At 58.8% G+C, this 24,351-nt stretch carries 22 protein-coding genes and 1 riboswitch; of the genes, 9 read left to right on the forward strand and 13 right to left on the reverse strand.

The window, feature by feature from the left end:
* Positions 1 to 4: 4 nt before the first annotated feature.
* From kdpB to SB719_RS14035, 5 genes are all read right to left on the reverse strand, one after another.
* Positions 5 to 2,053 carry a potassium-transporting ATPase subunit KdpB gene (gene kdpB, locus SB719_RS14015; RefSeq protein WP_304234066.1) on the reverse strand — a complete coding sequence of 683 codons (2,049 nt, stop codon included), beginning with the start codon at positions 2,051 to 2,053 and terminating at the stop codon, positions 5 to 7.
* A 7-nt stretch (positions 2,054 to 2,060) separates the two neighbouring features.
* Positions 2,061 to 3,740, reverse strand: a complete 1,680-nt coding sequence (gene kdpA / locus SB719_RS14020; RefSeq protein ID WP_065648512.1) for a potassium-transporting ATPase subunit KdpA — start codon at positions 3,738 to 3,740, stop codon at positions 2,061 to 2,063.
* Entirely contained in the window at positions 3,740 to 3,829 is a 90-nt protein-coding gene (kdpF, locus tag SB719_RS14025; RefSeq protein WP_139074177.1) for a K(+)-transporting ATPase subunit F, read from the reverse strand. Before kdpF ends, kdpA begins: the two co-directional genes overlap by 1 nt.
* A gap of 108 nt (positions 3,830 to 3,937) precedes the next feature.
* The gene (locus SB719_RS14030; protein ID WP_065648510.1) at positions 3,938 to 5,101 is read right to left on the reverse strand and encodes an HD-GYP domain-containing protein; all 1,164 of its coding nucleotides are present in this window, start codon (positions 5,099 to 5,101) and stop codon (positions 3,938 to 3,940) included.
* A 155-nt stretch (positions 5,102 to 5,256) separates the two neighbouring features.
* A complete protein-coding gene (locus tag SB719_RS14035; protein ID WP_065648509.1) occupies positions 5,257 to 6,651 on the reverse strand; it encodes an MFS transporter in 1,395 nt (464 codons plus the stop codon).
* 419 nt (positions 6,652 to 7,070) lie between these two features.
* Here SB719_RS14035 and SB719_RS14040 point away from each other — a divergent pair, with 419 nt between their 5' ends.
* Positions 7,071 to 7,985 (forward strand): sugar ABC transporter substrate-binding protein, encoded by a 915-nt coding sequence (locus tag SB719_RS14040; protein WP_412159313.1) that lies wholly within the window; start codon positions 7,071 to 7,073, stop codon positions 7,983 to 7,985.
* An 88-nt stretch (positions 7,986 to 8,073) separates the two neighbouring features.
* Here the strand turns inward: SB719_RS14040 and SB719_RS14045 are convergent, their stop codons facing one another.
* Complete coding sequence (locus tag SB719_RS14045) at positions 8,074 to 8,574, reverse strand: GNAT family N-acetyltransferase (RefSeq protein ID WP_065648507.1); 501 nt, start codon at positions 8,572 to 8,574, stop codon at positions 8,074 to 8,076.
* 63 nt (positions 8,575 to 8,637) lie between these two features.
* On the opposite strand from SB719_RS14045, the gene SB719_RS14050 reads away from it, so the two are divergent.
* Complete coding sequence (locus SB719_RS14050; protein ID WP_065648506.1) at positions 8,638 to 10,470, forward strand: ABC transporter ATP-binding protein; 1,833 nt, start codon at positions 8,638 to 8,640, stop codon at positions 10,468 to 10,470.
* On the opposite strand, the gene SB719_RS14055 is transcribed toward SB719_RS14050, so the two are convergent.
* A complete protein-coding gene (locus tag SB719_RS14055; RefSeq protein WP_412159314.1) occupies positions 10,467 to 11,591 on the reverse strand; it encodes a GNAT family N-acetyltransferase in 1,125 nt (374 codons plus the stop codon). The genes SB719_RS14050 and SB719_RS14055 overlap by 4 nt on opposite strands.
* A gap of 553 nt (positions 11,592 to 12,144) precedes the next feature.
* Here SB719_RS14055 and SB719_RS14060 point away from each other — a divergent pair.
* The 3 genes from SB719_RS14060 to SB719_RS14070 all read left to right on the forward strand — a co-directional run bounded on the left by SB719_RS14060 (position 12,145) and on the right by SB719_RS14070 (position 14,700).
* On the forward strand, positions 12,145 to 13,044 hold the full coding sequence (locus SB719_RS14060; protein ID WP_065648504.1) for a LysR family transcriptional regulator: 900 nt from the start codon (positions 12,145 to 12,147) through the stop codon (positions 13,042 to 13,044).
* Positions 13,045 to 13,143: 99 nt separating this feature from the next.
* Complete coding sequence (locus SB719_RS14065) at positions 13,144 to 14,085, forward strand: glutathione S-transferase family protein (protein WP_065648503.1); 942 nt, start codon at positions 13,144 to 13,146, stop codon at positions 14,083 to 14,085.
* Between the two features lie 9 nt (positions 14,086 to 14,094).
* A complete protein-coding gene (locus SB719_RS14070; RefSeq protein ID WP_065648502.1) occupies positions 14,095 to 14,700 on the forward strand; it encodes an alpha/beta hydrolase in 606 nt (201 codons plus the stop codon).
* Here the strand turns inward: SB719_RS14070 and SB719_RS14075 are convergent.
* From SB719_RS14075 to mntP, 4 genes are all read right to left on the reverse strand, one after another.
* Complete coding sequence (locus tag SB719_RS14075; protein WP_314687897.1) at positions 14,697 to 15,494, reverse strand: sugar phosphate isomerase/epimerase family protein; 798 nt, start codon at positions 15,492 to 15,494, stop codon at positions 14,697 to 14,699. The genes SB719_RS14070 and SB719_RS14075 overlap by 4 nt on opposite strands.
* A gap of 56 nt (positions 15,495 to 15,550) precedes the next feature.
* Positions 15,551 to 15,928 (reverse strand): fluoride efflux transporter CrcB, encoded by a 378-nt coding sequence (gene crcB, locus SB719_RS14080; RefSeq protein ID WP_065648500.1) that lies wholly within the window; start codon positions 15,926 to 15,928, stop codon positions 15,551 to 15,553.
* Between the two features lie 86 nt (positions 15,929 to 16,014).
* Positions 16,015 to 16,088: riboswitch (Fluoride riboswitch) on the reverse strand.
* Between the two features lie 56 nt (positions 16,089 to 16,144).
* A complete protein-coding gene (locus tag SB719_RS14085; protein WP_304236001.1) occupies positions 16,145 to 16,981 on the reverse strand; it encodes a fumarylacetoacetate hydrolase family protein in 837 nt (278 codons plus the stop codon).
* A 357-nt stretch (positions 16,982 to 17,338) separates the two neighbouring features.
* Complete coding sequence (mntP, locus tag SB719_RS14090; protein ID WP_412159315.1) at positions 17,339 to 17,911, reverse strand: manganese efflux pump MntP; 573 nt, start codon at positions 17,909 to 17,911, stop codon at positions 17,339 to 17,341.
* Between the two features lie 284 nt (positions 17,912 to 18,195).
* Between mntP and SB719_RS14095 the strand changes: the two genes are divergently transcribed.
* Complete coding sequence (locus SB719_RS14095) at positions 18,196 to 18,441, forward strand: DUF1158 domain-containing protein (RefSeq protein ID WP_065648499.1); 246 nt, start codon at positions 18,196 to 18,198, stop codon at positions 18,439 to 18,441.
* A gap of 500 nt (positions 18,442 to 18,941) precedes the next feature.
* Positions 18,942 to 20,552, forward strand: coding sequence for a malate dehydrogenase (quinone) (gene mqo / locus SB719_RS14100; RefSeq protein WP_065648498.1), 1,611 nt, complete (start codon positions 18,942 to 18,944; stop codon positions 20,550 to 20,552).
* 36 nt (positions 20,553 to 20,588) lie between these two features.
* Here mqo and SB719_RS14105 read toward each other — a convergent pair whose 3' ends face one another.
* Positions 20,589 to 21,176: a LysE family translocator gene (locus SB719_RS14105; protein WP_304236006.1), complete on the reverse strand. Its 588-nt coding sequence runs from the start codon at positions 21,174 to 21,176 to the stop codon at positions 20,589 to 20,591.
* A 135-nt stretch (positions 21,177 to 21,311) separates the two neighbouring features.
* On the opposite strand from SB719_RS14105, the gene SB719_RS14110 reads away from it, so the two are divergent.
* Positions 21,312 to 22,772, forward strand: a complete 1,461-nt coding sequence (locus tag SB719_RS14110) for a PLP-dependent aminotransferase family protein (RefSeq protein ID WP_304236009.1) — start codon at positions 21,312 to 21,314, stop codon at positions 22,770 to 22,772.
* Here SB719_RS14110 and SB719_RS14115 read toward each other — a convergent pair.
* Positions 22,769 to 23,392, reverse strand: a complete 624-nt coding sequence (locus SB719_RS14115; RefSeq protein WP_065648495.1) for a glutathione S-transferase family protein — start codon at positions 23,390 to 23,392, stop codon at positions 22,769 to 22,771. The two genes, SB719_RS14110 and SB719_RS14115, sit on opposite strands and share 4 nt — an antisense overlap.
* Positions 23,393 to 23,499: 107 nt before the next feature.
* On the opposite strand from SB719_RS14115, the gene SB719_RS14120 reads away from it, so the two are divergent.
* Positions 23,500 to 24,348, forward strand: coding sequence for a PhzF family phenazine biosynthesis protein (locus SB719_RS14120; protein WP_304236011.1), 849 nt, complete (start codon positions 23,500 to 23,502; stop codon positions 24,346 to 24,348).
* Positions 24,349 to 24,351: the final 3 nt, after the last annotated feature.

Consider the following 24,351-nt stretch of genomic DNA (forward strand, 5'->3'; position numbering starts at 1 on the left):
CTCCTTATACCAGGCCTGACAGCGTGAGCAGCAGGTCAATCGCTTTGATACCGATAAAAGGCACCACCAGCCCGCCCGCACCGTAAATCCACAGATTGCGTCGCAGCAGCGCCGCCGCGCTCATCGGCCGGTAGCTCACCCCTTTCAGCGCCAGCGGAATAAGAAACACAATCACCAGGGCGTTAAACATCACCGCCGACAAAATCGCCGAAGCGGGAGAGTGCAGCGCCATGACGTTGAGCATGTTGAGCTGCGGGTAGGTCACGGCAAACGCCGCCGGAATAATGGCAAAATATTTTGCCACGTCGTTGGCGATGCTGAAGGTGGTCAGCGAGCCCCGCGTCATCAGCATCTGTTTACCGATATGCACCACCTCCAGCAGTTTGGTCGGATTAGAGTCGAGATCGACCATGTTCCCTGCCTCTTTCGCCGCCTGGGTGCCGGAATTCATCGCCACCGCGACGTCTGCCTGCGCCAGCGCAGGCGCATCGTTGGTGCCGTCGCCGGTCATTGCCACCAGCCGGCCTTCTGACTGATACTGACGGATCAGCGCCAGCTTGGCTTCCGGCGTCGCCTCTGACAGAAAATCATCCACGCCTGCTTCCGCCGCGATAGCCGCTGCGGTCAGCGGGTTGTCGCCGGTGATCATCACGGTTTTGATCCCCATCCGGCGCAGTTCAGCAAACCGTTCTTTAATGCCGCCTTTGACAATATCTTTCAGCGCCACCACGCCCAGAACCTGCGCGCCTTCGGCCACCACCAGCGGCGTACCGCCGGCGCGTGCCACCTCCTCAACCCGGGCGTTGACCTCCGCCGGAAAACGTCCATTGCCGGCATCAATATAACGGCGCACGGCATCCACCGCGCCTTTGCGGATCAGCCGATTCTGCACGTTCACGCCGCTCATGCGGGTCTGGGCGGAAAAAGGGATAAAGCTGGCGCCCATGGCGCTGAGATCGCGTTCGCGCAGGTTAAACCGCTGCTTTGCCAGCACCACAATACTGCGTCCTTCCGGCGTTTCATCGGCCAGCGAGGCGAGCTGTGCCGCATCCGCCAGCTGCTCTTCGCTGACGCCCGGCGCGGGCAGAAACTGCGTCGCCTGGCGATTACCGAGCGTGATGGTGCCGGTTTTATCCAGCAGCAGGACGTCGACATCCCCCGCCGCCTCTACGGCGCGTCCGCTGGTGGCAATCACGTTTGCCCCCAGCATGCGGCTCATGCCCGCGACACCAATGGCCGACAGCAGGCCACCAATCGTGGTAGGGATAAGGCAGACCAGCAGCGCCACCAGCACCGTTACGCTGACCGGCGTCCCGCCATACGCGGAAAACGGCCACAGCGTGGCGGTTGCCAGCAGAAATACGATGGTCAGTGAAACCAGCAGAATGGTCAGCGCGATCTCATTCGGGGTTTTGCGACGTTTTGCGCCCTCCACCATAGCGATCATGCGATCGAGAAAGGTTTCACCCGGATTCACGCTGCACCGGATCACCAGCCAGTCAGACAGAATACGCGTGCCGCCGGTCACGGAAGCAAAATCACCGCCGGACTCGCGTATCACCGGCGCTGACTCACCGGTAATGGCGCTCTCATCCACCGACGCGCCGCCTTCCAGAACCTCGCCGTCGCAGGGGATCACATCTCCCGCTTCAGCCAGTACCACGTCACCTTTGCGCAGCGTATCAGCAGAGGCTGGCTGCCATGCTGCCCCATAGTGCGGCGCCGCCAGCTTCTTCGCCTCGCTGGTTTTCTTTATGCCTTTCAGGCTGTTGGCCTGCGCTTTGCTGCGCCCTTCCGCCAGCGCTTCCGCAAAGCTGGCGAACAGCACGGTGATCCAGAGCCAGAAGGCAATTGCGGCGGTGAAGCCGGCGCTGCCGCTCAGCCAGCCGGCCAGCATGCCGGCGACGAGCAGCGACGTCAGCACGCTGCCCAGCCACACCAGAAACATTACCGGATTGCGGAACTGCACGCGCGGATCGAGTTTTTTGACCGCATCCAGCAGCGCGGTGCGGGTCAGCTGTGCATCAAACAGCGCCAGATGTTGACGACTCATGATTGCGTTATTCCTGAATCAGTTGCAGATGTTCCGCGACCGGCCCAAGCGCCAGCGCGGGAATGAAGGTCAGCGCACCCACCAGCAGTACGGTGCCGATCAGCAGGCCGATAAACAGCGGGCCGTGCGTCGGCAGCGTCCCGTTGCCCGCGGGCTGCACGTTTTTCGCCGCCAGCGATCCGGCAATCGCCAGGACCGGAATGATGATGCCGAAGCGGCCCGCCAGCATGCAGACCCCGAGCAGCAGGTTCCAGAACGGCGTGCTGGCGCTAAGTCCGGCAAAGGCACTGCCGTTGTTATTTGCCGCAGACGACACCGCATAAAGCACCTCGCTGAAACCGTGAATGCCGGGGTTGGCCATCGCTGCGCGGCCGGCATCGGTCATCAGCGCCAGGGCAGTGCCCGACAGCACCAGCGCGGGCGTGACCAGGATCGCCAGCGCGGTCATTTTCATCTCCCACACGTCGATTTTTTTACCGCGATACTCCGGGGTGCGCCCGATCATCAGCCCGGCGATAAACACCGCCAGCAGGACAAACAGCAGCATGCCGTACAGCCCTGCACCCACGCCGCCGAACACCACTTCGCCCAGCTGCATCAGCCACATCGGTACCATGCCGCCCAGCGCGGTAAAGGAGTCGTGCATCGCATTGACCGCGCCGCAGGAGGCGGCCGTGGTGACCACCGCGAACAGGCCAGAGTTGAGTATGCCGAAGCGCGTCTCCTTGCCCTCCATGTTGAGCGCGCTGTCAGCGCCCAGCGCCAGGAAATGCGGGTTGCCCCGCACCTCTGCCCACATCACCGCCGATGCGGCGAGGACAAACAGAATGCTCATGGTCCACAGCAGCATATGACCCTGACGGCGATCGCCCAGGTGTTGCCCGAACGTAAAGCAGAGCGCCGCCGGGATCAGAAAAATGCTCAGCATCTGAACAACGTTGGTCAGTGCGGTTGGATTCTCAAACGGGTGTGCAGAGTTCGCGTTAAAGAACCCGCCGCCGTTGGTGCCGAGCATCTTGATGGCTTCCTGTGACGCCACCGGACCGAACGGCAGCGTCTGCTGTGCGCCTTCCAGCGTGGTCAGGGTGTGATAAGGCGCAAAGCTCTGGATCGTGCCCTGGCTGACATAAAACAGCGCAAGCACCAGGCTGAGCGGCAGCAGGACATAGAGCGTGATGCGCGTCAGATCACGCCAGGCGTTGCCGAGCGTGGCCAGCGAGCGGTTAGCAAAGCCGCGCATCAGGGCAAACGCCACGGCGATACCGGTTGCCGCAGAGAGAACGTTTTGTACCGTCAGCCCCGCCATCTGGCTGAAGTAGCTCAGGCTGCTCTCACCGCCATACGCCTGCCAGTTAGTATTGGTGACAAAGCTTACGGCGGTGTTAAACGCCAGATCCCAGCTCAGGCCCGGCATCTGCTGCGGATTAAGCGGCAGCGTCCCCTGCAGCATCAGTATCGCCAGCAGCACCACAAAGCCGACGGCATTAAACAGCAGCAGTGCCAGCAGATAGTGCTGCCAGCGCATCGCCGCCTCCCCGGCGCCCGTCAGCTGCCACAGCAGGCGCTCGGTGCGCGGCAGCAGCGGTTTATCCGCGACCAGCCGCGCCAGAAAGCGCCCCAGCGGCTGCGCCAGCGCCATCAGCACCAGCAGAAACAGCGCGATCAATAAAAAGGCATTCGCCGCCATCAGAATGCCTCCGCATTAAGCAGGGCATATACCAGATAGCCCAGCAACAAAATCAGCAGCACAATGCCCGCTATTACGCCCATGCTCACAGCAACCTCCGGAGTCATCAGTAGAGCGACAAGCATGCGCGGCGCGGTATAAAGAAGAGATAAAAAGGCGGAAGGCAGGCGTAAAGAAAGTATAAAAAAAGCGGAAAATTAAGCGCTTTCCAGCGCCCAGACGCGGTTAAGGTCAATGTTCTGCCACAGCGACCCCTCTTCAGCGCCGGTGATGCTGTCGGTGCAGAAGCTGTCACCTAAATCGACAATTTCCGGTTTGACTTCGCGCCGGGCATGCAGCGACCAGAAGACGTGCAGCTTAGGCTTCAGCAGCGATTTTTCGCCCGCCTGCACCACCAGCGCGACCCGTCCCGACGCCAGCCGTACCAGCGATCCTACCGGATAAATGCCAATCGCCCGCACAAAACTGTGCAGCACTGCCGGGTCGAAATGGCCACGCCAGCTCAGCATGTTGTGCATCGCTTCTGCGGGCGTCCAGCCTTTACGATAGGGACGATGCGAGGTGAGCGCGTCATAAACATCACAGACGGAGGACATGCGGGCATAGAGTGTGATCTCCTCGCCGCGCAGGCCGTGCGGATAGCCGCTGCCGTCAAATTTTTCGTGGTGATGCAGCGCCACATCCAGCAGATCGTAGCCGGCATCCGCGTCCATCAGCATCTGTGCGCCAACAATCGGGTGTTCACGCATTACCGCGAACTCATCGTCGCTCAGTTTGCCGGGCTTATTAAGGATAGCCAGCGGCACCGCCGCCTTGCCGACATCGTGCAGCAGGCCGGCCATGCCCACGCGACGCAGCTGATCGGCTTCCAGCCCCAGTTTTTTACCGAGTGAGATCATCAGCCCGCACACCGCCATGGAGTGCAGATAGGTGTAATCATCATGATTTTTCAGGCGCGCCACGCTGAGCAGCGCCGAAGGTTCACGCGCAATCGATCCGGCTATCTGCTCAACCAGATCGAGCGTAAAGCTGAGGTCAAGCCGCTGGCCCATACGGGCTTCATTAAACATCGCCAGCACGCGCGGTTTGCCCTGGGCGAAAATCTGCTGCGCCTGATCCAGCTCGCGGAAAAAGGCACTTTCCGCTACCGGCGTTCTGACAGGCAGGCTGCGCGGGATCGGTACCGACTTATCGAGATCGATCCAGACATTGCGGATCCCTTCACTACGGATCATGGCGATCTGGCGCTGGTCAGTAATCAGCATGAGGTTGCGGATGCGCAGATCTTTCAGCCACCAGACCTCAAGTTTGTGGATAAACATGCCCTCTTGCAGTTCGTCCACGGAAATCAGCTTTATCACACATACTCTCCTGACTCGCTGTGGATGGTCAGGAGGGGTATCGGCAGCTGATCAAAAAATCTTCAGAGGCGTTTTGTGCGACTGTGAGCCCGCCGGTAAAGCGCACATTTTTTCCGGTGGTGCCCTTTACCGGTGGCGGCGGCCAGACTACCGGCTCAGAGCGCTTTTGCTTCATCTCCCTGCTCACGGTGCGACGTGCGCGTCTGGCCCGCTGGCGTCTGGCTGTCTGCGCGCTGAATCGGCCCCATCACCAGCAGAAACAGCAGGGCTGCAATAACGCAGTGCGCGCCGACAAACAGCAGGCCGACGCTGTAGCTGCCGGTCAGCCCGACAATAATGCCAAACAGCAGCGGCGTGATAAAGCCAGCCATATTCCCGATACCGTTGAAGATGGCGCCCGCCAGCCCCACTGCCTCTTTTGGCGCGGTGTCACTGACAATGGTCCAGGTGCCGGCACCGGCTGCCACTCCCTTGCCAAAGAAGGCGAAAGACATGATAGCGATAATGCCGGCGTTGGTCGGGATCACCGCGGCCAGCGTCAGCGAAGCCGCCATCAGCATACCGGCGATAAACGGCCCCTTGCGCGCCCAGGAGAGGCTCCAGCCGCGTGCCAGCAGCTTGTCAGAGAGAAAACCGCCGCTGATCCCGCCCAGGAAGCCAAACAGCGCGGGCGCAATCGTGGCAAACCCGGCATCCATAATATTCATACCGCGCGCCTGGACCAGATAGATGGGAAACCAGGTAATAAAGAAATAGCTGAGCGCGATAGTGCAGTACTGTCCGAGGTAAACACACCACAGCATGCGGCTGCTGAGCAGCAGTTTAAACATGCGTTTATCAACCGGAGGACGGGCTTTCAGCGTCTCTGCGGCATCGATATCCACCAGCGCACCGCCCTGCTCGATGTAGTTCAGCTCGCTTTTTGACACGCGCGGATGCTGGCGCGGCGTGTGCATCCACGCCATCCAGACAAACACGGCCAGAATGCCGAGGGTGCCCAGCACAAAGAACGGCCATTCCCAGCCAAACCGCATGACCAGCCAGCCTGAGATCGGCGAAAAAATGGCGACGGCGAAATACTGGGCAGAGGCAAACAGCGATGAAGCGCGCCCGCGCTCGGCACCGGGAAACCACATAATGACCGCACGGGCGTTGGCGGGAAAGCTGGGTGCTTCTATCAGGCCCAGTGCAAAGCGCAGCGCAAACATCAGCGTCAGCGTCATGGTCACGCCGGCTGAGAACTCACCGACAAAGCCCATCAGCAGCGTGGATATCGACCAGAGCCCCAGCGTCACGCCGTAGACTTTTTTCGTGCCGAAGCGGTCGAGCAGCAGGCCGCCGGGGATCTGACCAATCACGTAGGCCCAGCTGAAGGCGGAGAGGATCAGGCCAAGCTGGATCGCCGAAAGCCCGAACTCCTCTTTGATCGCGGAACCGGAGATCGACAGGATCGACCGGTCAGCATAGGCCACTACCGACAGAAACAGGATCAGACACAGGATCCAGAGGCGCACACGGCTGGTTTCACTGCGGGTTTGACGTTGCAACATAGGCTCAGTTCCTTGAAAGGGAAGCGTCCTGCCGCGATGCGACAGGGGTCAGCAATACCGCGCAATCTTTACTGTTCAGCAACTATAGAAAGCGGGCTGGGGGGCGGTCATTGTGCGGTTGCAGGGATCGGCAGGTTAAAAACGTCCCCGCTTTTAGCGTTTGGCACAATGCAGCGTGCTGTGCCGCACAGATTGCCGATCTTTCTCCGGCGAGCGCTGCAGAGTGTGCGCCAGGCGAAAGAAAAGCGGGTTACTGCTGACTATGTACGGGCTGATATGTGCTCCCGGCAGCAAAACGCGCACCGGCAGATTGTCAGGTTTGTACGCCGATCGTAGTCTCAAATGGTTTCAACAGGTCATTTTCAACTCTACTGAAATATTTGTTCCAAACCCTTTTCTCTCATGCTCTGGAGTACGCAATGAAAACAGTAAAAGCGGTGCTGCTGGTGGGATTACTTTCGGCCTCTGCGTCGTCACTGGCGGATAAAATCGGCGTGTCGATGGCCTACTTTGATCAGAATTTTTTAACCATTATCCGCCAGTCGATCGATAAAGAGGCGAAAGCGCGCGGGCTGGAGGTACAGTTTGAGGATGCGCGCGGCGATGTCGGTCGTCAGACCGATCAGGTACAGAGTTTTATCGGCGCGGGCGTGGACGCCATTATTGTCGATCCGGTCGACTCGGCCAGCACGCCACAGCTTACCCGTCTGGCGCAGCAGGCAAAGATTCCGCTGGTGTATGTGAACCGTACGCCGGGCGATAAAGCGCTGCCGCCGGGCGTAGTGTTTGTTGGCTCAGATGAACGCGAATCCGGCACGCTGCAGATGGAAGCGCTGGCTAAGATGGCTAATTACAAAGGCAATGTGGCGATTATGATCGGCAATCTTACTGATGCCGGCGCTCTGCAGCGTACGAAGGATGTGGAGCAGGTCGTCGCGAAATATCCCGGTATGAAGGTGGTGCAGAAACAGCCCGCTAACTATGCACGCAACGAAGGCATGGATTTAATGCTCAACTGGCTTGGCAACGGCGAGTCGATTGATATCGTCGCAGCGAACAACGATGAGATGGCAATCGGCGCGGCAATGGCGCTGGCAAAAAGCAACAAAAAGCTGCTGATTGGCGGCATTGACGCCACGCCGGACGGACTGCAGGCGCTGGCGCAGGATAAAATCCAGGTCACCGTATTTCAGGACGCTATCGGCCAGGGCAAAACGTCTGTTGAGGTCGCACAAAAGCTGATCGGCGGTGAAAAGGTTGCCTCTCACGTCTGGATCCCGTTTGAGCTGGTCACCAAAGAGAATATGCAGAACGACGTTAAAAAGAGCCAGTAGCCCCGCCTGAGAACGCAGCAGAGCCGCCCGGTGCGGCGGCTCTGCTGTCAGGTCTTGTTTTCGCGCACCTCAGAATGCGCGCGCACCGTCACTGACGGTCGCGCAGTTTCGCCATCACCACGATATCGTGATAGTCGCCATCGCGCAGGCAGGCCTGGCGCTTTACGCCCTCATGCTCAAAGCCCAGACGCGTATAGAGACGCAGCGCGCGCGCGTTGTCATGAAATGCCTCCAGCTCCACGCGGATAATTCCCATCCAGTTAAAGGCGTAGTCAAGCCCGGTGCGGATCAGCTGCTCGCCGATACCGCGTCCGGCAAACGCCGGATCAACGCTGATGCCAAAGCTCAGGCTGTGGCGGGTGCGCAGCCGCTGTTCGGTAAACAGCGTCAGTTCGCCCACCATCTGCCCCTCCAGCTCAGCGACAAACGCGATATAGCCTTCGGCATCCATACGCTCAAATTTTTTCTCCCACGTGGCTACGCTGGGAAAGGGCAGCTGCGTGGTCCAGCGATAGACCTCTGGCTGACTGTAGAGGCGCTGGTAAGCCGCGGCGTCGCGCGGTTCGCGGCCGCGAATCTTTATCTCCATATCCGTGATCTCCGTCTGATTGCACTAAGCTGTTAACTCTGACCTTCCGGAAAGAGTGACCCTATGTTGTTTCGCCGTTTTGAACGTTTTATCAATATTTTCCAGGATGCACCAACGGATTCTCCTCCCGCCAGCCTCGGCGCGTTCTATCGCTACTATCTGCGTCAGGTATGGCCAGGTTTCGCCGCGCTGCTGGTGGTGGGTCTGGCACAGGCGCTGATTGAAGTCGCGCTGTTCAGCTATCTCAGCCGCATTATCGATCTCGTCAACCATGCCACGCCAGCGACGCTGTTCAGTGAACACTGGCCGGCGCTGCTCTGGATGGCGGCGGTAGCGCTGATCCTGCGGCCGGTGGTGATCGCCCTGCACGATCTGCTGGTGCATCAAAGCATTAACCCCGGCATGACCAGCATGATCCGCTGGCAGCATCATAACTATGTGCTGCGTCAGAGCCTTAACTTCTTTCAGAACGATTTTGCCGGGCGCATTGCCCAGCGCATCATGCAGACCGGCAACGCGCTGCGCGATTCAGCGGTACAGCTGGTGGATGCCATCTGGCACGTGGTGATCTATGCCGGTACCTCGCTGGTGCTGTTTGCGGAGGCGGACTGGCGGCTGATGATCCCGCTGGTGATCTGGCTGATTGCTTACAGCCTGTCACTGCGCTTTTTTGTGCCGCGCGTGAAGCAGCGTTCAGTGGTCTCCTCAGAGGCGCGATCGCGCCTGATGGGCACCATTGTGGATGGCTATACCAACATCGCCACCATCAAGCTGTTTGCGCATAACGATCTGGAGAAGCGCTACGCGCGCGAGGCGATTCAGGACCAGACAGACAAAACCCGTCACGCCAGTCGCATGGTGACCAGCATGGATATTACGCTCTCCACGCTGAATGGCCTGCTGATTGTCAGCACCTCCGGGCTGGCGCTGTGGCTCTGGAGCCAGTCGCTGATCAGCGTCGGCGCCATTGCGCTGGCGACCGGGCTGGTGATCCGGCTGGTGAATATGTCCGGCTGGATCATGTGGGTGGTGAACGGTATTTTTGAAAATATCGGTATGGTACAGGATGGGCTGGGCACCATTGCGCAGCCGCTCAGCGTCCAGGATGCGCCGGCGGCACCACCGCTGCGGGTGACGCGCGGCCAGATCCGTTTTGAGGATGTGCGCTTTGATTATGGCAGCCATCGTCAGGTGATTAACCGGCTGAATCTGACCATTAAGCCAGGCGAAAAAATCGGCCTGATTGGCCCTTCCGGTGCCGGTAAATCCACGCTGGTGAATCTGCTGCTGCGCCTGTATGACCTCAACGGCGGACGCATTGCGATTGACGATCAGAATATTGCGGATGTCACCCAGACGAGCCTGCGCGGGCAGATTGGTATGATCACGCAGGATACTTCACTGCTGCACCGTTCCATCCGCGACAATCTCCTTTATGGTCGTCCGGACGCCACGGAAGCGGAGCTGCAGGCGGCGATTACGCAGGCGCGTGCTGATGAGTTTATTCCGCTGCTCTCTGATGCTCAGGGACGTACTGGGCTGGAGGCGCACGTTGGCGAGCGCGGCGTCAAGCTCTCCGGCGGCCAGCGGCAGCGTATCGCTATCGCCCGCGTGCTGCTCAAGGATGCGCCGATCCTGATTATGGATGAAGCCACTTCAGCGCTGGACTCCGAAGTGGAAGCAGCCATACAGGAGAGCCTGGAAAATCTGATGCAGGGCAAAACGGTGATCGCCATCGCCCATCGCCTGTCGACCATCGCGAAGATGGACCGGCTGGTAGTGCTGGAGCAGGGTGAGATCGTGGAGATGGGCAATCACCACGAGCTGCTGGCACAGAACGGCCTTTACGCCCGCCTGTGGCAGCATCAGACCGGCGGTTTCGTCGGCACCGATTAATCGCCGCGCCGGAACGGCAGGGCGGTGCGCGCCTCATCTGCCCAGTCGTGCACCCCTGCCCGTTCCTGCTGCAGAAAATCAGCCACCGCCGCGCGCAGTCCCGGATGCGCCAGATAGTGCCAGGAGTGCGTTATTACCGGTTCAAAACCGCGCACCAGCTTGTGCTCACCCTGCGCACCGGCATCAAAACGCTGTAGCCCTTCCGCGATAGCAAACTCCATACCCTGATAAAAACAGGTTTCAAAGTGCAGGCGGTCAAACTCCGCCAGACAGCCCCAGTAGCGGCCATACAGCGTGGTGCTGTCGCACAGATAAAAGGCCATCGCGGCAGGTTGTTCACCGAGCGTGGCGATAACCACGCGGATCGCCTGCGGCATACGCTCTGCCAGCAGACTGAAAAATGCGCGCGTCAGGTAAGGCCGCTGGCCGCGTACCGCGTAGGTGCTGACGTAGCAGGTGTAGACAAAATCCCACTGATCCTCCCGCAGTTCATCACCACGATACCAGCTAAACACAAAGCCGCTCTGCTGCACCAGCTCCCGCTCTTTACGCAGCTGCTTGCGTTTACGCGACATCAGCGTATCAAGGAAGTCAGCAAAGTCGCGGTAGTGACGGTTGTGCCAGTGATACTGCAGGCCAAGGCGCATCAGCCAGTCGGGCTGCTTTGCGATCAGGGCATTGGCGGGCGGCGTGGTGAAGTTGATATGCGCCCCGCTTATCTGTCGCGCCTGCAGCGCCTCCGGTAGCGCAGCCAGCAGCTGGCTGATAGCAGGCGCTTCGCCCAGCAGACGCTGCCCCGTCACCGGACTGAACGGAACCGCTCCGAGCCATTTCGGGTAGTAGCGGATCCCGGCACGCTGGCACGCTTCGGCCCAGGCCTGATCGAAGACATATTCGCCGCGCGAGTGGGATTTAACATAGCCCGGCAGTGCGGCACCGGTTTTGCCCTGTTCCCGCCAGAGCAGATGTGCCGGCTGCCAGCCCGTTTCAGCGCGTACGCTGCCGCTCTCCTCAAGGGTAGTCAGAAAGGCGTGGCGTAAAAAGGGCTGATCGTCAGGTAACAGCGCGTCCCATTCCGCGGCCGCGATCTCCGTCAGTGATGATAGAAAATGCAGTGACATGCAGCCCTCCCGGCCAGGGGCACCGTCACGGCACCCGGGTTAATGCGTATACGATACGTCACAGCGCCCTTTCTCGCCAGGATGCAGTGCTGCAGCCAGGGGCGCATTAATGCGCCCCCTACGATGGAAACCCGGCCCCTTACAACGGGATCCCCGTAGGGGCGCCATTAATGGCGCCCTGGGTTGATTCGCGTGCGGGCTGTGGCCAGGGGCGCATTAATGCGCCCCCTACGATGGAAACCCGGCCCCTTACAACGGGATCCCCGTAGGGGCGCCATTAATGGCGCCCTGGGTTGATGCGCGTGCGGGCTGTGGCCAGGGGCGCATTAATGCGCCCCCTACGATGGAAACCCGGCCCCTTACAACGGGATCCCCGTAGGGGCGCCATTAATGGCGCCCTGGGTTGATTCGCGTGCGGGTTGCGGCCAGGGGCGCATTAATGCGCCCCCTACGATGAAATCCCGCCCCCTACGATGGAATCCCCGTATAAATGTGCTCCTTACAGGGGCGCGGGTTGATCGTATACTCTGCCTTTGCCCTGCCTGGAGAGATGATGGATCGACTCGATTGTGACCGGATGTTTGTTGCTGTACTGGAGGCGGGCAGCTTTGCCGCTGCGGCGATGCGCCTTGGCACCAGCAGCGGGCAGGCGTCAAAACTGGTGTCGCGGCTTGAACAGCTGCTGGGCGTTCAGCTGCTCAAGCGTACCACGCGGGCGCTCTCTCCGACCGATGCGGGCCGCGCTTACTATGAGCGCATTAAAACGCTGCTGGATGCGTTTGATGCGCTGGATGACGCTATGCGCGAAAATGCCAGCCTGCCTTCTGGCCGGCTGCGCATCAGCGCGCCAGGCACGTTTGGGACGGCGGTGCTGGCACCGGTGCTGGTCGCGTTTGCCCGCCACTATCCGCTTATTGAGCTGGACGTCAGCTTTTCCGATCGCGCCGTGAATATCGTGGATGAAGGATTCGATCTGGCGGTGCGCATTGGCCACCTCGATGACAGCAGCCTGATTGCCCGACGACTGGGTGACGTGCCGGTGCATATAGCCGCATCACCTGCATACCTGCACCAGCACGGCACGCCACAGCACTGGCGCGATCTTGCCCGGCACCAGTGCATCAGCGACACCAACTTTCGCGATCCGTGGAACTGGCCTTTTATAACGGCAGCGGGCGACAGCGCAACGGTACCGATTCGCGGCCGCCTCTGTTTTTCCAATACCGAAGCGTGCCTGCATGCCGCTATCGCCGGACTCGGCATCGCCCGCCTGCCCGGCTTTATCGCCACGCCAGCCCTGCAGCGCAAAGAGATTATTCCGCTGCTGGCGGAGTTTGCACCGCCGCCCATGGGACTCTTTGCACTTTATCCCTCTGCCCGTTTTCTGGCGCAAAAAACCCGGCTGCTGATCGATTTTCTGGCCAGACATTTTCTCCACCAGCCGCCTGTGTGATTACTTCCATTTCGGAAAGAATGAAAGCCGTTTTGCCTGGATTATCACCAGGCCTGCGGCGCGCTACTCTCTGCGCCCTGATGATAAAGGAGCAGCGTTATGTTAGTGAATGGCAAATGGAGCGAAGCCTGGCATCCCGTACAGGCCACCGATCGGCAGGGCGGATTTGTACGCCAGACCTCACAGTTCCGTCACTGGATCAGTGCCGATGGCACAACTGAATTTGCCGCAGAGCCGGATCGCTACCATCTCTACGTAGCGCTGATCTGCCCATGGGCATCACGCACGCTGATTGCGCGTAGCCTGAAAGGTCTCGGGCAGGTTATCACGGTTTCCGTGGTTGAACCGCAGCTGGGCAGCGCAGGCTGGCGCTTTGGCGATTACCCGGGGGCGCAGCGCGATACGCTGAATCAGGCTGACTATCTGCATGAGCTTTATACCCGCGCCGATGCCGGTTTTACCGGGCGCGCTACCGTACCGGTTCTGTGGGATAAAAAGACGCAGACGATTGTGAATAATGAGTCGGCCGATATTCTGCGCATGCTGAACAGCGGCTTTGGCGATCTGGCAGACGATCGTCTGGATCTCTATCCTGCCGATCTGCGCACGGAGATCGATGCGCTGAATGAAACGATCTACACCCGGTTAAACAACGGTGTCTACCGCACCGGCTTTGCCACCACCCAGGTGAGCTATCAGCAGGCCTTCAGCGATGTCTTTGCGCAGCTGGATGAGCTGGAAACGTTGCTGAAAGATGGCCGTACCTTTGTGCTGGGCGAACGCCTGACAGAAACCGACATCCGGCTGTTTGTCACGCTGATTCGTTTTGACGCCGCCTACTATGGCCTGTTCAAATGCAATCTGCGCCGTCTGTGTGACTATCCGCTGCTGGATCGCTATCTTAAAAGCGTTCTGGCGGTATCGGGTATCCGGCAGACGGTGAATATGGACCATATCAAACAGGGCTACTATTCCATTAAGGCACTGAACCCCAACGGCATTGTGCCCGCCGGGCCGGATATGGCAGCATACGGTTTTTAAGGAGCAGGCATGGCAAACGCACTGGTTATTTTTCTGCATGGCGTCGGCAGCAGTGGCGACGATCTCGCGGCGCTGGGTGAGCACTGGGCCGGGCTGCTGCCCGACGTGGCGTTTGCCTCACCTGACGCCCCCTGGCCGTTTGAGCATGCGATGGGCTATCAGTGGTTCAGCCTGACCGGCATTACGCCGGAGAATCGTCCGGCCCGCGTGCGCGCAGCACGCGATGCGTTCGACGATACGCTGCAGCGCCTGATGGCGCAGCACGGTATGCCGGATGCCTGGGATAAGGTTATCCTGGTCGGTTTCTCACAGGGATCGATCATGGCGCTGGATGCGCTGGCCTCAGGACGCTACCCGCTGGCCGGCGTGGTGGCATTTTCCGGCCGGCTGGCCTTTGATGAGACGCTGACCCCGCAGCCCTGTGCCTCCGCGCTACTGATCCACGGCAAAGCGGATGATGTGATCCCTTTCAGCGAAACAGAATCTGCCATCAGCCGCTTACAGGCGGCAGGTGTTAACGTGACGGCCGCGTTTGAGGCCACCACCGGCCACACCATCTCGCCGCAGGGCGCAAGAGAGGCGGTAACGTATATTGCGCAGTGCCTGCAGGATTAGCGCCAGCAGCGATTCAGGGCCTGCCAGGCACGCCGCGCGCTCTCTGCCGCCGGCCGCGCTTTCAGCTGGTCATTGAACACTTCAATGCCGACCGGACCGCAGTAACCGGCACGCTGCAGCCGGCTGACAAAGCTGGCCACATCGATAATGCCGTCGCCCGGCAGCAGCCGCTGATGACGCGCATAGTCACTCAGCGCCTGATTATTCTGCGGCGGCTGTTCAGCCATATCGCACAGCTGAACTTCATAAATGCGATCTACCGGGATGCCCTCAAGGTGTGAGGCGTCGCCACCCAGCGCACAGATATGAAACAGATCCACCACCAGCCCGACGTTGGGCAGGTCAAGACGCTGCAGGCGCTGCCAGGCGAGCGGCAGCGTATTATCCACGCTGCTCCACGCCATGGGTTCATACATGATACGCATATCATGGCGCGCCGCTTCCGCCGCCAGCCAGCGTAAATCATCATCAATACGTTCCGGGATACAGTCCTGCCGCGTGGTGGCAGGTGCCTGAATGGTGTCGCAGCCAATCGCGTGCGCTAACCGGATAAACTGCTGCAGCTCCTCGCGTTTTTGCCGGCGCTCATGGTCCGGGGCGCCAGTAAAATCGCGCAGCACCTGCAGATTAGTAAAACGGATGGCGGAGTGCGCTAAGTGCGCCGTCTCCATGTTTTCCACATCCTCGCGCCAGATCTCGGCCTGATCAAAACCTGCATCCTGTGCCGCGAGCAGCTTTGCTGCAGGCTCGCCCTGCAGCAATACCAGATTAAGGAAGAGTGGATTACCCGGCATGGTTACGCTCCTTTGCAGTTGAATAAAATCCTCCCTGCCGGGCCACGGTCAGGCGCTCAGCCGAGCAGGTTAACCACTGCAAAGCCTGCAAAAGTCATCAGCAGCGACCCCACAACATGCACCATCACGCTCGACATTGCCCACAGGTATTTACCTGATTGTAGCAGGCTGACAATTTCTGCTGAAAAGGTAGAAAACGTGGTCAGGCCGCCACACAGTCCGGTAACGATCAGCAGTTTCCATGCCGGATCAAGCTGCGGGTAGCGCATAAACCACGCCAGGGCGGCACCGATGATAAACCCGCCCACCAGGTTGACGATCAGCGTGCCTGGTGGCAAATCAGGAAACAGTGCGTTAAAACGCAGCGAGATAAGCCAGCGCAGGGTGCAGCCAGCAGCTCCGCCAGCCATCACAGCACACAGCGACTTCAGCATAATTTGATCTCCGGAGTGAAGCGTGCGTAAAGGCAGCAGGAAAAGAAAAACGCCTGACCCGCCGCCCTGTCCGCACAGGAATAAGCGTATAGTCAGGCGTCATCAGCCGTCTGAAAACAGCGGCGGTTGGATCAGGTGGTACGCCATCACCCGTACTGAGATAATACGCTATCGCCGGTAAACGGTCACCCTTCAGACCGCTGTGCCGGGTGCCGGTCAGGCCACCCGATGACGCAGACGACCGATTTTTTCAATCTCCACTTCAATCTCATCGCCCGGGAACATAAACAGCGGTGGCGTACGCTTTTTGCCGACGCCGCCCGGCGAGCCGGTAATAATAACGTCTCCCGGAGAGAGCGGGCTAAAGGCAGAGATGTACTCAATAATCTTCGCCACCGGATGCACCATGCTGGCCGTGGTGTCATTCTGCACTTCACGCTGATTGAGCCAGGTTTTGATCGCCAGCTGCTGCGGATCGGGGATCTCATCAGCCGTGGTCATCCACGGGCCAAAACCGCCGGTCTGCTGCCAGTTTTTTCCGGCGGTAAACCAGGTAAACTGCATATCGCGAACCGTGGCATCCATAAAGCAGCTATAGCCCGCCACATACGCCAGCGCGTCGCCCGCCGTTACCTGCGAGGCGGTTTTGCCGATAATAACGGCGAGTTCGCCCTCATAATCAAATTCTGCCGTGGTCGCGGGCTTCAGCAGCGGCTGCTCATGCGCCGCCAGGGAGTCAGCAAAACGAACAAACAGCGTGGGCGCATCCAGCGTTTCCGCAAATTCTTTACGTTTGTCCGCATAGTTCATGCCGACGCAAAAAACTTTGCCGGGCTGCTCAATCACCGGCAGAAAACGAATGGCACTAAACGCATGATCCACTTGCTGATGCTGAAATGCGGCCAGATCGCTGATACCGCCGCGGGCCAGCAGGGTTTTCAGGTCGGGACAGGCAGCACCCAGGCGCAGTCCCAGATCGACAACACCCTCTTTCTGCACAATGCCATAGCTTTTGCGTGCACAATCAATGATATAAAAACTGCAAAGCTGCATAACCGCCTCGTTGTAATAAGAAATGGCGCGCAGCGTATCAAAAGCCAGCCGGAAATGCGGTATGACCTGCAAAGAAAGTGGTGAGGGTTTGTGTCAGTCTGTGCACGGGAAAGCACAAAGAGGGGGTGATAATCATCCTTCGATCCCTGAAGGCGATTATCGAGGGTAACTCTGGACGCTTAAGACAGCGCGCCCGGCGGTACGTGTTTGAACGTTGCGACATAGGCACGAAACACATAACGGAAAAAAGCTTTCATGACACACCTGACTCAAATATTGTTGAAAAATTACGCGCAAATTATAGCGGCAGCGCGTTTTTCATGCAATTTTATTTGAGCCAGATCACAAAATTGCCGTTCAGCTCATCAATCCCAGGTGCTCAATCAGAATGGTGCTGCCGATACAGATCAGTACGACACCGCCCAAAACTTCTGCCCATTTTCCCAGAATCGGACCGATAAAGCGCCCGACCAGCACACCGGTCGTCGCCATCAGCGTAGTGGCTGCACCGATGGTCAGCGCGGTAAACAGAATATTCACCTGCAGGAAAGCGAGACCCACGCCCACGGCCAGCGCATCGAGGCTGGTGGCAACCGCCGTCAGCGCCAGCACCATAAAACCGTGCTGCTGCGGCGCTTCGCAGGGCTCATCTGCTGTCTGCCGGAAACCTTCCATAATCATCCGGCCGCCCAGTACGCTAAGCAGACCAAAGGCCACCCAGTGATCCCACGCCATAATGTAGTGACTGGCCGCCAGCCCGATAGCCCAGCCAATAAGCGGCGTCAGCATTTCGATTGCACCAAAAATCAGGCCAGTGCGTAAGGCTTCTTTTATTCCCGGACGGTGCAACGACGCACCTTTCCCCAGTGCAGCGGCAAAGGCGTCCATTGACATGCCAAAAGCCAGGATCAGGGTTGCAATGAATGTCATGGGTTTTTAGCCAGTTAACGAACAAATGCGGAAATCCTCTGCTTTGTTCGTGCTCATTATTCAGTCATGAAAAAGTGCGCGCAGTCTAACATGCAAAACACTCAAAAAAAAGACAACAAAATCAGGGGTTTAAGTATAGCAAAGGCTATAACTCTTAACGATCGCTATTTTTACCGCTAAGTTAATGGAATCGAAGAAATTTCCTGACGCCATTTGATTCACAGATTGCACTGCCCGCCCCTTTTATGCGCTAATGCCCGCGCAATATTGACAGGAAAAGCGCGATGAAAAACCCTTTTGAAACATTGATTATTCCAGGCGGGATCCTGCTGCTGGGCTTTCTTTCGGCGCTTTTGTTGCCGGCACCCTCTTTTGGTCTGATATGGGCGCAGCGTTTGCAGCAAAGCTTACACCTGCAGGATCTTAATCAGCTTTATACGCTGGTATTCTGCCTGTGGTTTCTGCTGCTGGGCACGCTGGAGTTTTTTGTTATTCGTTTTGTCTGGCGTCGCTGGTTTCAGATGCGCTGAACCTGCTCTAAAGAAAAACGCCCGTTAAAATCAGAATCACAGAAATGTAACACTATTTTTACACAAACGGGCGACATATCGCGCAACAAAAAATCCCTGATTCTTTCTCTCGATAAATATTTCTTATTATTCAGAATGTTATTTTGTGACGCCTGTCACTGTTCGCTTTTTACTCATCTGAAACTCATCACAATCGCATAACATTAAGATCATCATAACCTGCTGATTAGCGGATAAAAATATCTTATAAGCCGCCGCTTACTCTGATTAATTCTTATGCTGAATCATTTCGGCATTTAAAAAATAAACAAACGTTTAATTCCAATACGAGAATGTTATATTCAGAAGCATATGCATAACGTGTAGTTAACCGTTATCGCCCCATTGGCTTAACCTGAGTCTTAACCCCTTGAGATAGCGCAGCGCGCGAACAAGCCGCGCGGCTATTTTGCCTGCCAACCTGTTGAGCTTCAGGTCAACAGAAGAGGAGATGTCGCCTCATGAGCAACACTGCGGTAAACCTGGCGCTGAGCAGCGCTGCAATGGATGGTGCAAAACGTCAGGAACGGAAAGAAGTTGATGTCCTGCTGATTGGCGCAGGCGTCATGAGTGCTACGCTCGGCACCTGGTTACAGGAGCTGGAACCAGACTGGTCCATTGAAATGGTTGAGCGTCTGAATGACGTCGCAGTGGAATCTTCCAACGGCTGGAATAATGCCGGTACCGGTCATGCCGCACTGGCAGAGCTTAACTACACGCCGCAAAAGGCGGACGGCTCGATCGATATCGCTAAAGCGGTGACCATCAACGAATCCTTCCAGATGTCGCGTCAGTTCTGGGCGTATCACGTGCAGAAAGGCAACCTGCAGGATCCCAAAAGCTTTATCCATACCACGCCACACATGAGTTTTGTCTGGGGTGACGCTAACGTCGACTTCCTGCGCAAGCGTTTCCAGGCGCTGCAGAAAAGCACGCTGTTCCGCGGTATGCACTATTCCGAAGATCGCGAGCAGATTGCGCAGTGGATCCCGCTGGTAATGAAAGGACGCGATCCGCAGCAGAAGGTTGCTGCTACCTGGACCGATATGGGTACAGACGTCAACTTTGGTGAAGTAACGCGCCAGCTGATCGCCGCACTGGAGAAAAAACCGCATTTCCGTCTGCGTATGCGGCAGGAAGTGCGCGATCTGGTTCGCCTGAACGATGGCCGCTGGCAGGTCACGCTGCTGAATCTGGATACCAGCGAGCAGCGTACCCTGATTACCCGCCAGCTGTTTATCGGTGCCGGCGGCGCCGCGCTGCCGCTGCTGCAGAAGTCAGGCATTCCCGAAGTTAAAGGTTACGCCGGTTTCCCGGTAGGCGGCTCTTTTCTCGTGACCGAAAATCCGGACGTGGTCGCGCAGCATATGGCCAAGGTCTATGGCAAAGCCAGCGTCGGCGCCCCGCCGATGTCAGTGCCGCATGTTGATACCCGCGTACTGGATGGCAAACAGGTGCTGCTGTTTGGCCCGTTCGCCACCTTCTCCACCAAGTTTCTGAAGCAGGGTTCGCTGCTGGATATGTTTGGTGCGATGAACACCAGCAACCTGCTGCCGATGATGCAGGTCGGCCTGAAAAGTTTTGACCTGGTGAAATATCTGGTCGATCAGGTGCTGCAGAGCGACGCCGATCGTATGGAGGCGCTGCGTGCCTATGTGCCGCAGGCGAAACAGGAAGACTGGCGCCTGGTAACGGCGGGTCAGCGCGTGCAGATTATTAAAAACGATGAGCAGGAAGGCGGCGTGCTGCGCCTCGGCACTGAAGTTGTCACCTCTGCTGACGGCTCCATTTCTGCGCTGCTGGGCGCCTCGCCTGGCGCATCGACCGCGCCACCGATTATGCTGGAGTTGATGGCAAAAGCCTTTCCTGAGCAGATGCGCTCACCGGAGTGGCAGACTAAAATCCGTGCCGTTATACCGTCCTGGGGCCGCAAGCTTAATGGTGACGTGGCGCTGACCGAGAAAGTACTGGCGGATACCAGCCGCATACTGCAGCTGGAATATGAGCCGGTGATCACCTCGCATGCGGCAAACGACGAAGCGCGGATTACCGCTCACGTGGTCGGCAAGTAAGCTGACTTTTCAGGTGCGCCGCCCGGCGCACCTGCTCTATATCGCGCTCAGCGCGTCATACCCCATCCAGACAGTAGTGGCGACCAGCGATAATGCCATCACCGCATTAAACAGCCGCCGTTTCCAGTGCGTTTGCAGGTGCGTACGCAGCCGATCCCCCAGCGCCGCCCAGAGCAGAATACAGGGCAGATTCAGCGCCGCAAAAGCGGCCAGAACCAGCCAGACGCTGCTGCTGCTGGCGTAGAGCAGCGCCACGTTTGTGACCATCAGCCAGGCTTTCGGATTAACGGCCTGAAAAGCCACGCCGCCCAGCAGCGTCATGGGACGCGGACGGGCGCTGACCTGCGGCGCACCGGCGCGAAATATTTTCCATGACAGCCAGAGCAGATAGCCACAGCCGGCCAGCGTCAGCGGCAGATGCACGGTCGCCATCCACGTCAGCAGCAGCTCCAGCGCCACGCTGGCCAGCAGCATCTGCAGCGCGCAGCCGAGCAGTATACCGGCCAGCATTGGCAGCGTGCGGCGAAAGCCGAAGTTGACGCCTGAGGTAGCCAGCAGCAGATTGTTCGGGCCGGGCGTAATAGACATGATGGTAACGTAACTGAAAAAGGTGGGATCGAGCACAGGCGTTCTCCGGACTGAATAAGCTGACACCATCGTAATGCGCCAGCCGTAATGGCAACAGAGACAGCAATTCAGTATTGTGATGGGTACAGTCGCGTTTTTCCTGCTTTGTACCTGTGATTTCCGGAGGCTATTGTGTCCCTCGCTTTTTCTGACGATCAACCGCGCTATCAGCAGCTGGCAGCAAAATTTGCTGACGCTATTCATCAGGGATCGCTGCGACCCGGCGCACGCCTGCCTGCTATCCGGCGGGTGGCGCAGTCGCATCAGCTCAGCGTGAATACCGTGCTCAGCGCCTGGCAGCTGCTGGAAGATCGCGGACTGATTGAGGCGCGGCCGCAGTCAGGTTATTACGTGCGCGGTGTGCTGCCGGCCGTTACGCCGTCGCTGCAGACGCCCGCTGCAGAAATCAGCGATCCGGATGCACAGAAGCTGGCGCTGATTGAGCAGGTTTTTGCCGCGCAGAATAATCCTGACTACACCAATATTTCACTGGCCTGTCCGCAGGACAGCGAACTTTTTCCTTCAGCGAAGCTGGGCCGGATCACCGCCGCGCTGATCCGGCGCCAGGGCGATATTATCGGCCGCTATGCGCTGCCGCCCGGCAGCGAGCGGCTGCGCGAGGAGATCGCCCGGCGCAGCGTGCATACCGGACTGAACCTTACCGCTCAGGCGATCACCCTCACCCACGGCTGCATGGAGGCGCTGCAGCTGGCGCTGCGTGCGGTTACGCAGTCCGGCGACTGTATCGGACTGGAGTCCCCCACCTATTTTTTCCTGTTTCCGCTGCTCGCCTCGCTGGGGCTGAAAGCGCTGGAGATCCCGACCGATCCGCATCGCGGCCTCTCACTGGATGCGCTGGAGATGCTGCTGCAGGAGCAGCGCATTCAGGCGCTGATCGCCATGCCGGGCGCGCAAAATCCGCTGGGGTACGTGATGCCGCTGGAGAACAAAAAACGGCTGGCCGCGCTGATGAATCACCACCGCATCCCGCTGATTGAAGACGGACTCTATGATGAACTGCAGTTTGACTGGCCGCTGTCCCCGCCGGTTAAGGCGTTTGATCGCGATGGCTGGGTGATTTACTGCACCAGCTTTACCAAAACCGTGGCCCCTGATTTCCGCATTGGCTGGACCGCCGCGGGCCGGTTTCACGCCAGCATCGCGCGGCTGAAGGCGGTTTCATCAATGACTGAATCGCGGCTGCTGAGCGAGACGCTGGCAGAGTTCCTGGCCAGCGGAGGCTATGATCATCATCTGCGCTCGCTGCGCCGGCGCTATGCGGCAAACCTGGATGCGGCTCGGGGCATTCTGGCACGCCATTTCCCGCAGGGGACACGCGCCACGCTACCGCGCGGCGGTTTTGTTTTCTGGGTCGAGCTGCCGGGTGAGATCGACACGGTGATGCTGTTTACCCGGCTGCTGCAGGAGCAGATCTGCGTCACGCCAGGTGCGCTTTATACACTGAGCGAACGCTACCGGCATGCGCTGCGCCTCTCCTGCTGCTATCCGTTTGACGCGCGTTATACCCGTGCCTTAGCGCGCACGGGCGCCCTGGCGTGTGAGATGACCGGCATCGCCCCTGCTGTGCCCTAAGGCGTGCCGTTGCGTCCCCAGGTGGTAAAGCCGGGACGCTCCGTCAGCCGCTCATAATAAGTCTGTATCGCCGGAAAATCGGGGTGATCCAGCGGCGTCTCAAACCAGCGGTTCACCGCCAGTCCGACCGGAATATCCGCCAGGCTGAAGTGACGTCCGGCCACGTAGCGGCCCGATTTTTCCAGCTGCTGGTTGAGAATGCCCATGGTGTGCGTCCAGCCTTTTACCGCTGCCGCGAGCAGGCGGGGATCCTGATGCGCCGGCGAATTACGCACCAGCGACATAAAGGCGTAGCGCCAGGAGGTATTCAGCTCAGTGGCCTGCCAGTCGATCCACTGATCTACCGGCGCGCGTACGCGCGGTTCGTCCGGATAGAGCCATGCGCCACCGTAGTTGCTGGCCAGGTAGCGCAGAATAGCGTTGGATTCCCATATCACCAGCCCGTCGTCGATGATGACCGGCACCAGCGCGTTGGGATTCAGCGCCATAAACTGCGGTGCATGCAGCGACAGCCCGTCGTCGCCCCAGGCCTCATGTTTATAGGTGATATTCAGCTCAGCGCAGAGCCACAGCACTTTGCGCACGTTGATGGATGTATTACGACCTAAAATTTTTAACATTGCGGACTCCGCCTGCAGAATTATTAATCTATTCATAGTCCTGTTAGCACGCTTTTACCATGCGCAGGGTATCATTCCCCATATTGACTGACAGAAAAGGGATCGGTATGAGAGTGGCGTTTAAACAAGTGGACGTTTTTACCGCAACCGCATTCCGCGGAAATCCGCTGGCTGTGATCATGGATGCACAGGGGTTAGCTGACGGGCAGATGGCAGCCATTGCGCGCTGGACCAATCTGTCAGAGACCACCTTTGTTCTGCCGCCAGAGCACGGTGCGGCGGACTACCGCGTACGCATTTTTACCCCGGAAGGGGAGCTGCCGTTTGCCGGTCACCCGACGCTGGGTACGGCACATGCGCTGCTGGAAGCGGGCTGGCCGCTGAAAAACGCCGGCTGCATTATTCAGGAGTGCGGCGTCGGGCTGGTCGAAGTGCGTATCGCCGCCGATGGCGCGCTGGCGTTCGCGGCCCCGGCGGCGAGCCTGACGCCGTTCAGCGATGCGCTGATAAGCCGCGCGCTTAACAGTGAGGCCTTTGATCTGACGCAGTCGCCTGCCGTGGCGGATATGGGAATTCGCTGGCTGCTTATCCCGCTCAGCAGCGCGCAGGCGGTACGCGATGTCACGGCTTCCGCGGCCGAGCTGCAGCAGCTGCAGCAGCGCGCTGGCGTCAGCGGCACGCTGATTTTTGGCACACTGCCGCCGGGGGAGCCGGAGCAGTATGAGGTGCGCGCGCTACTGGTGGAGAATGGCAGCCTCACTGAAGATCCGGTCACCGGCAGCGCTAATGCCTGTCTGGCACGCTACCTGGCGGCACAGGGCCAGACGCGCAGCTACCGGGCACGCCAGGGCAGCGTGATCCAGCGCACCGGCCGTATTGACGTTACCTATACGGAGGAGGCAATCTGGATTGGGGGTCAGACGGTAACGGTAATAGACGGCACCATCACGCTCTGACGC

This window comes from Pantoea sp. SIMBA_079 (assembly GCF_046940275.1).
GTDB classification, from domain to species: Bacteria; Pseudomonadota; Gammaproteobacteria; order Enterobacterales; family Enterobacteriaceae; genus Pantoea; species Pantoea borealis.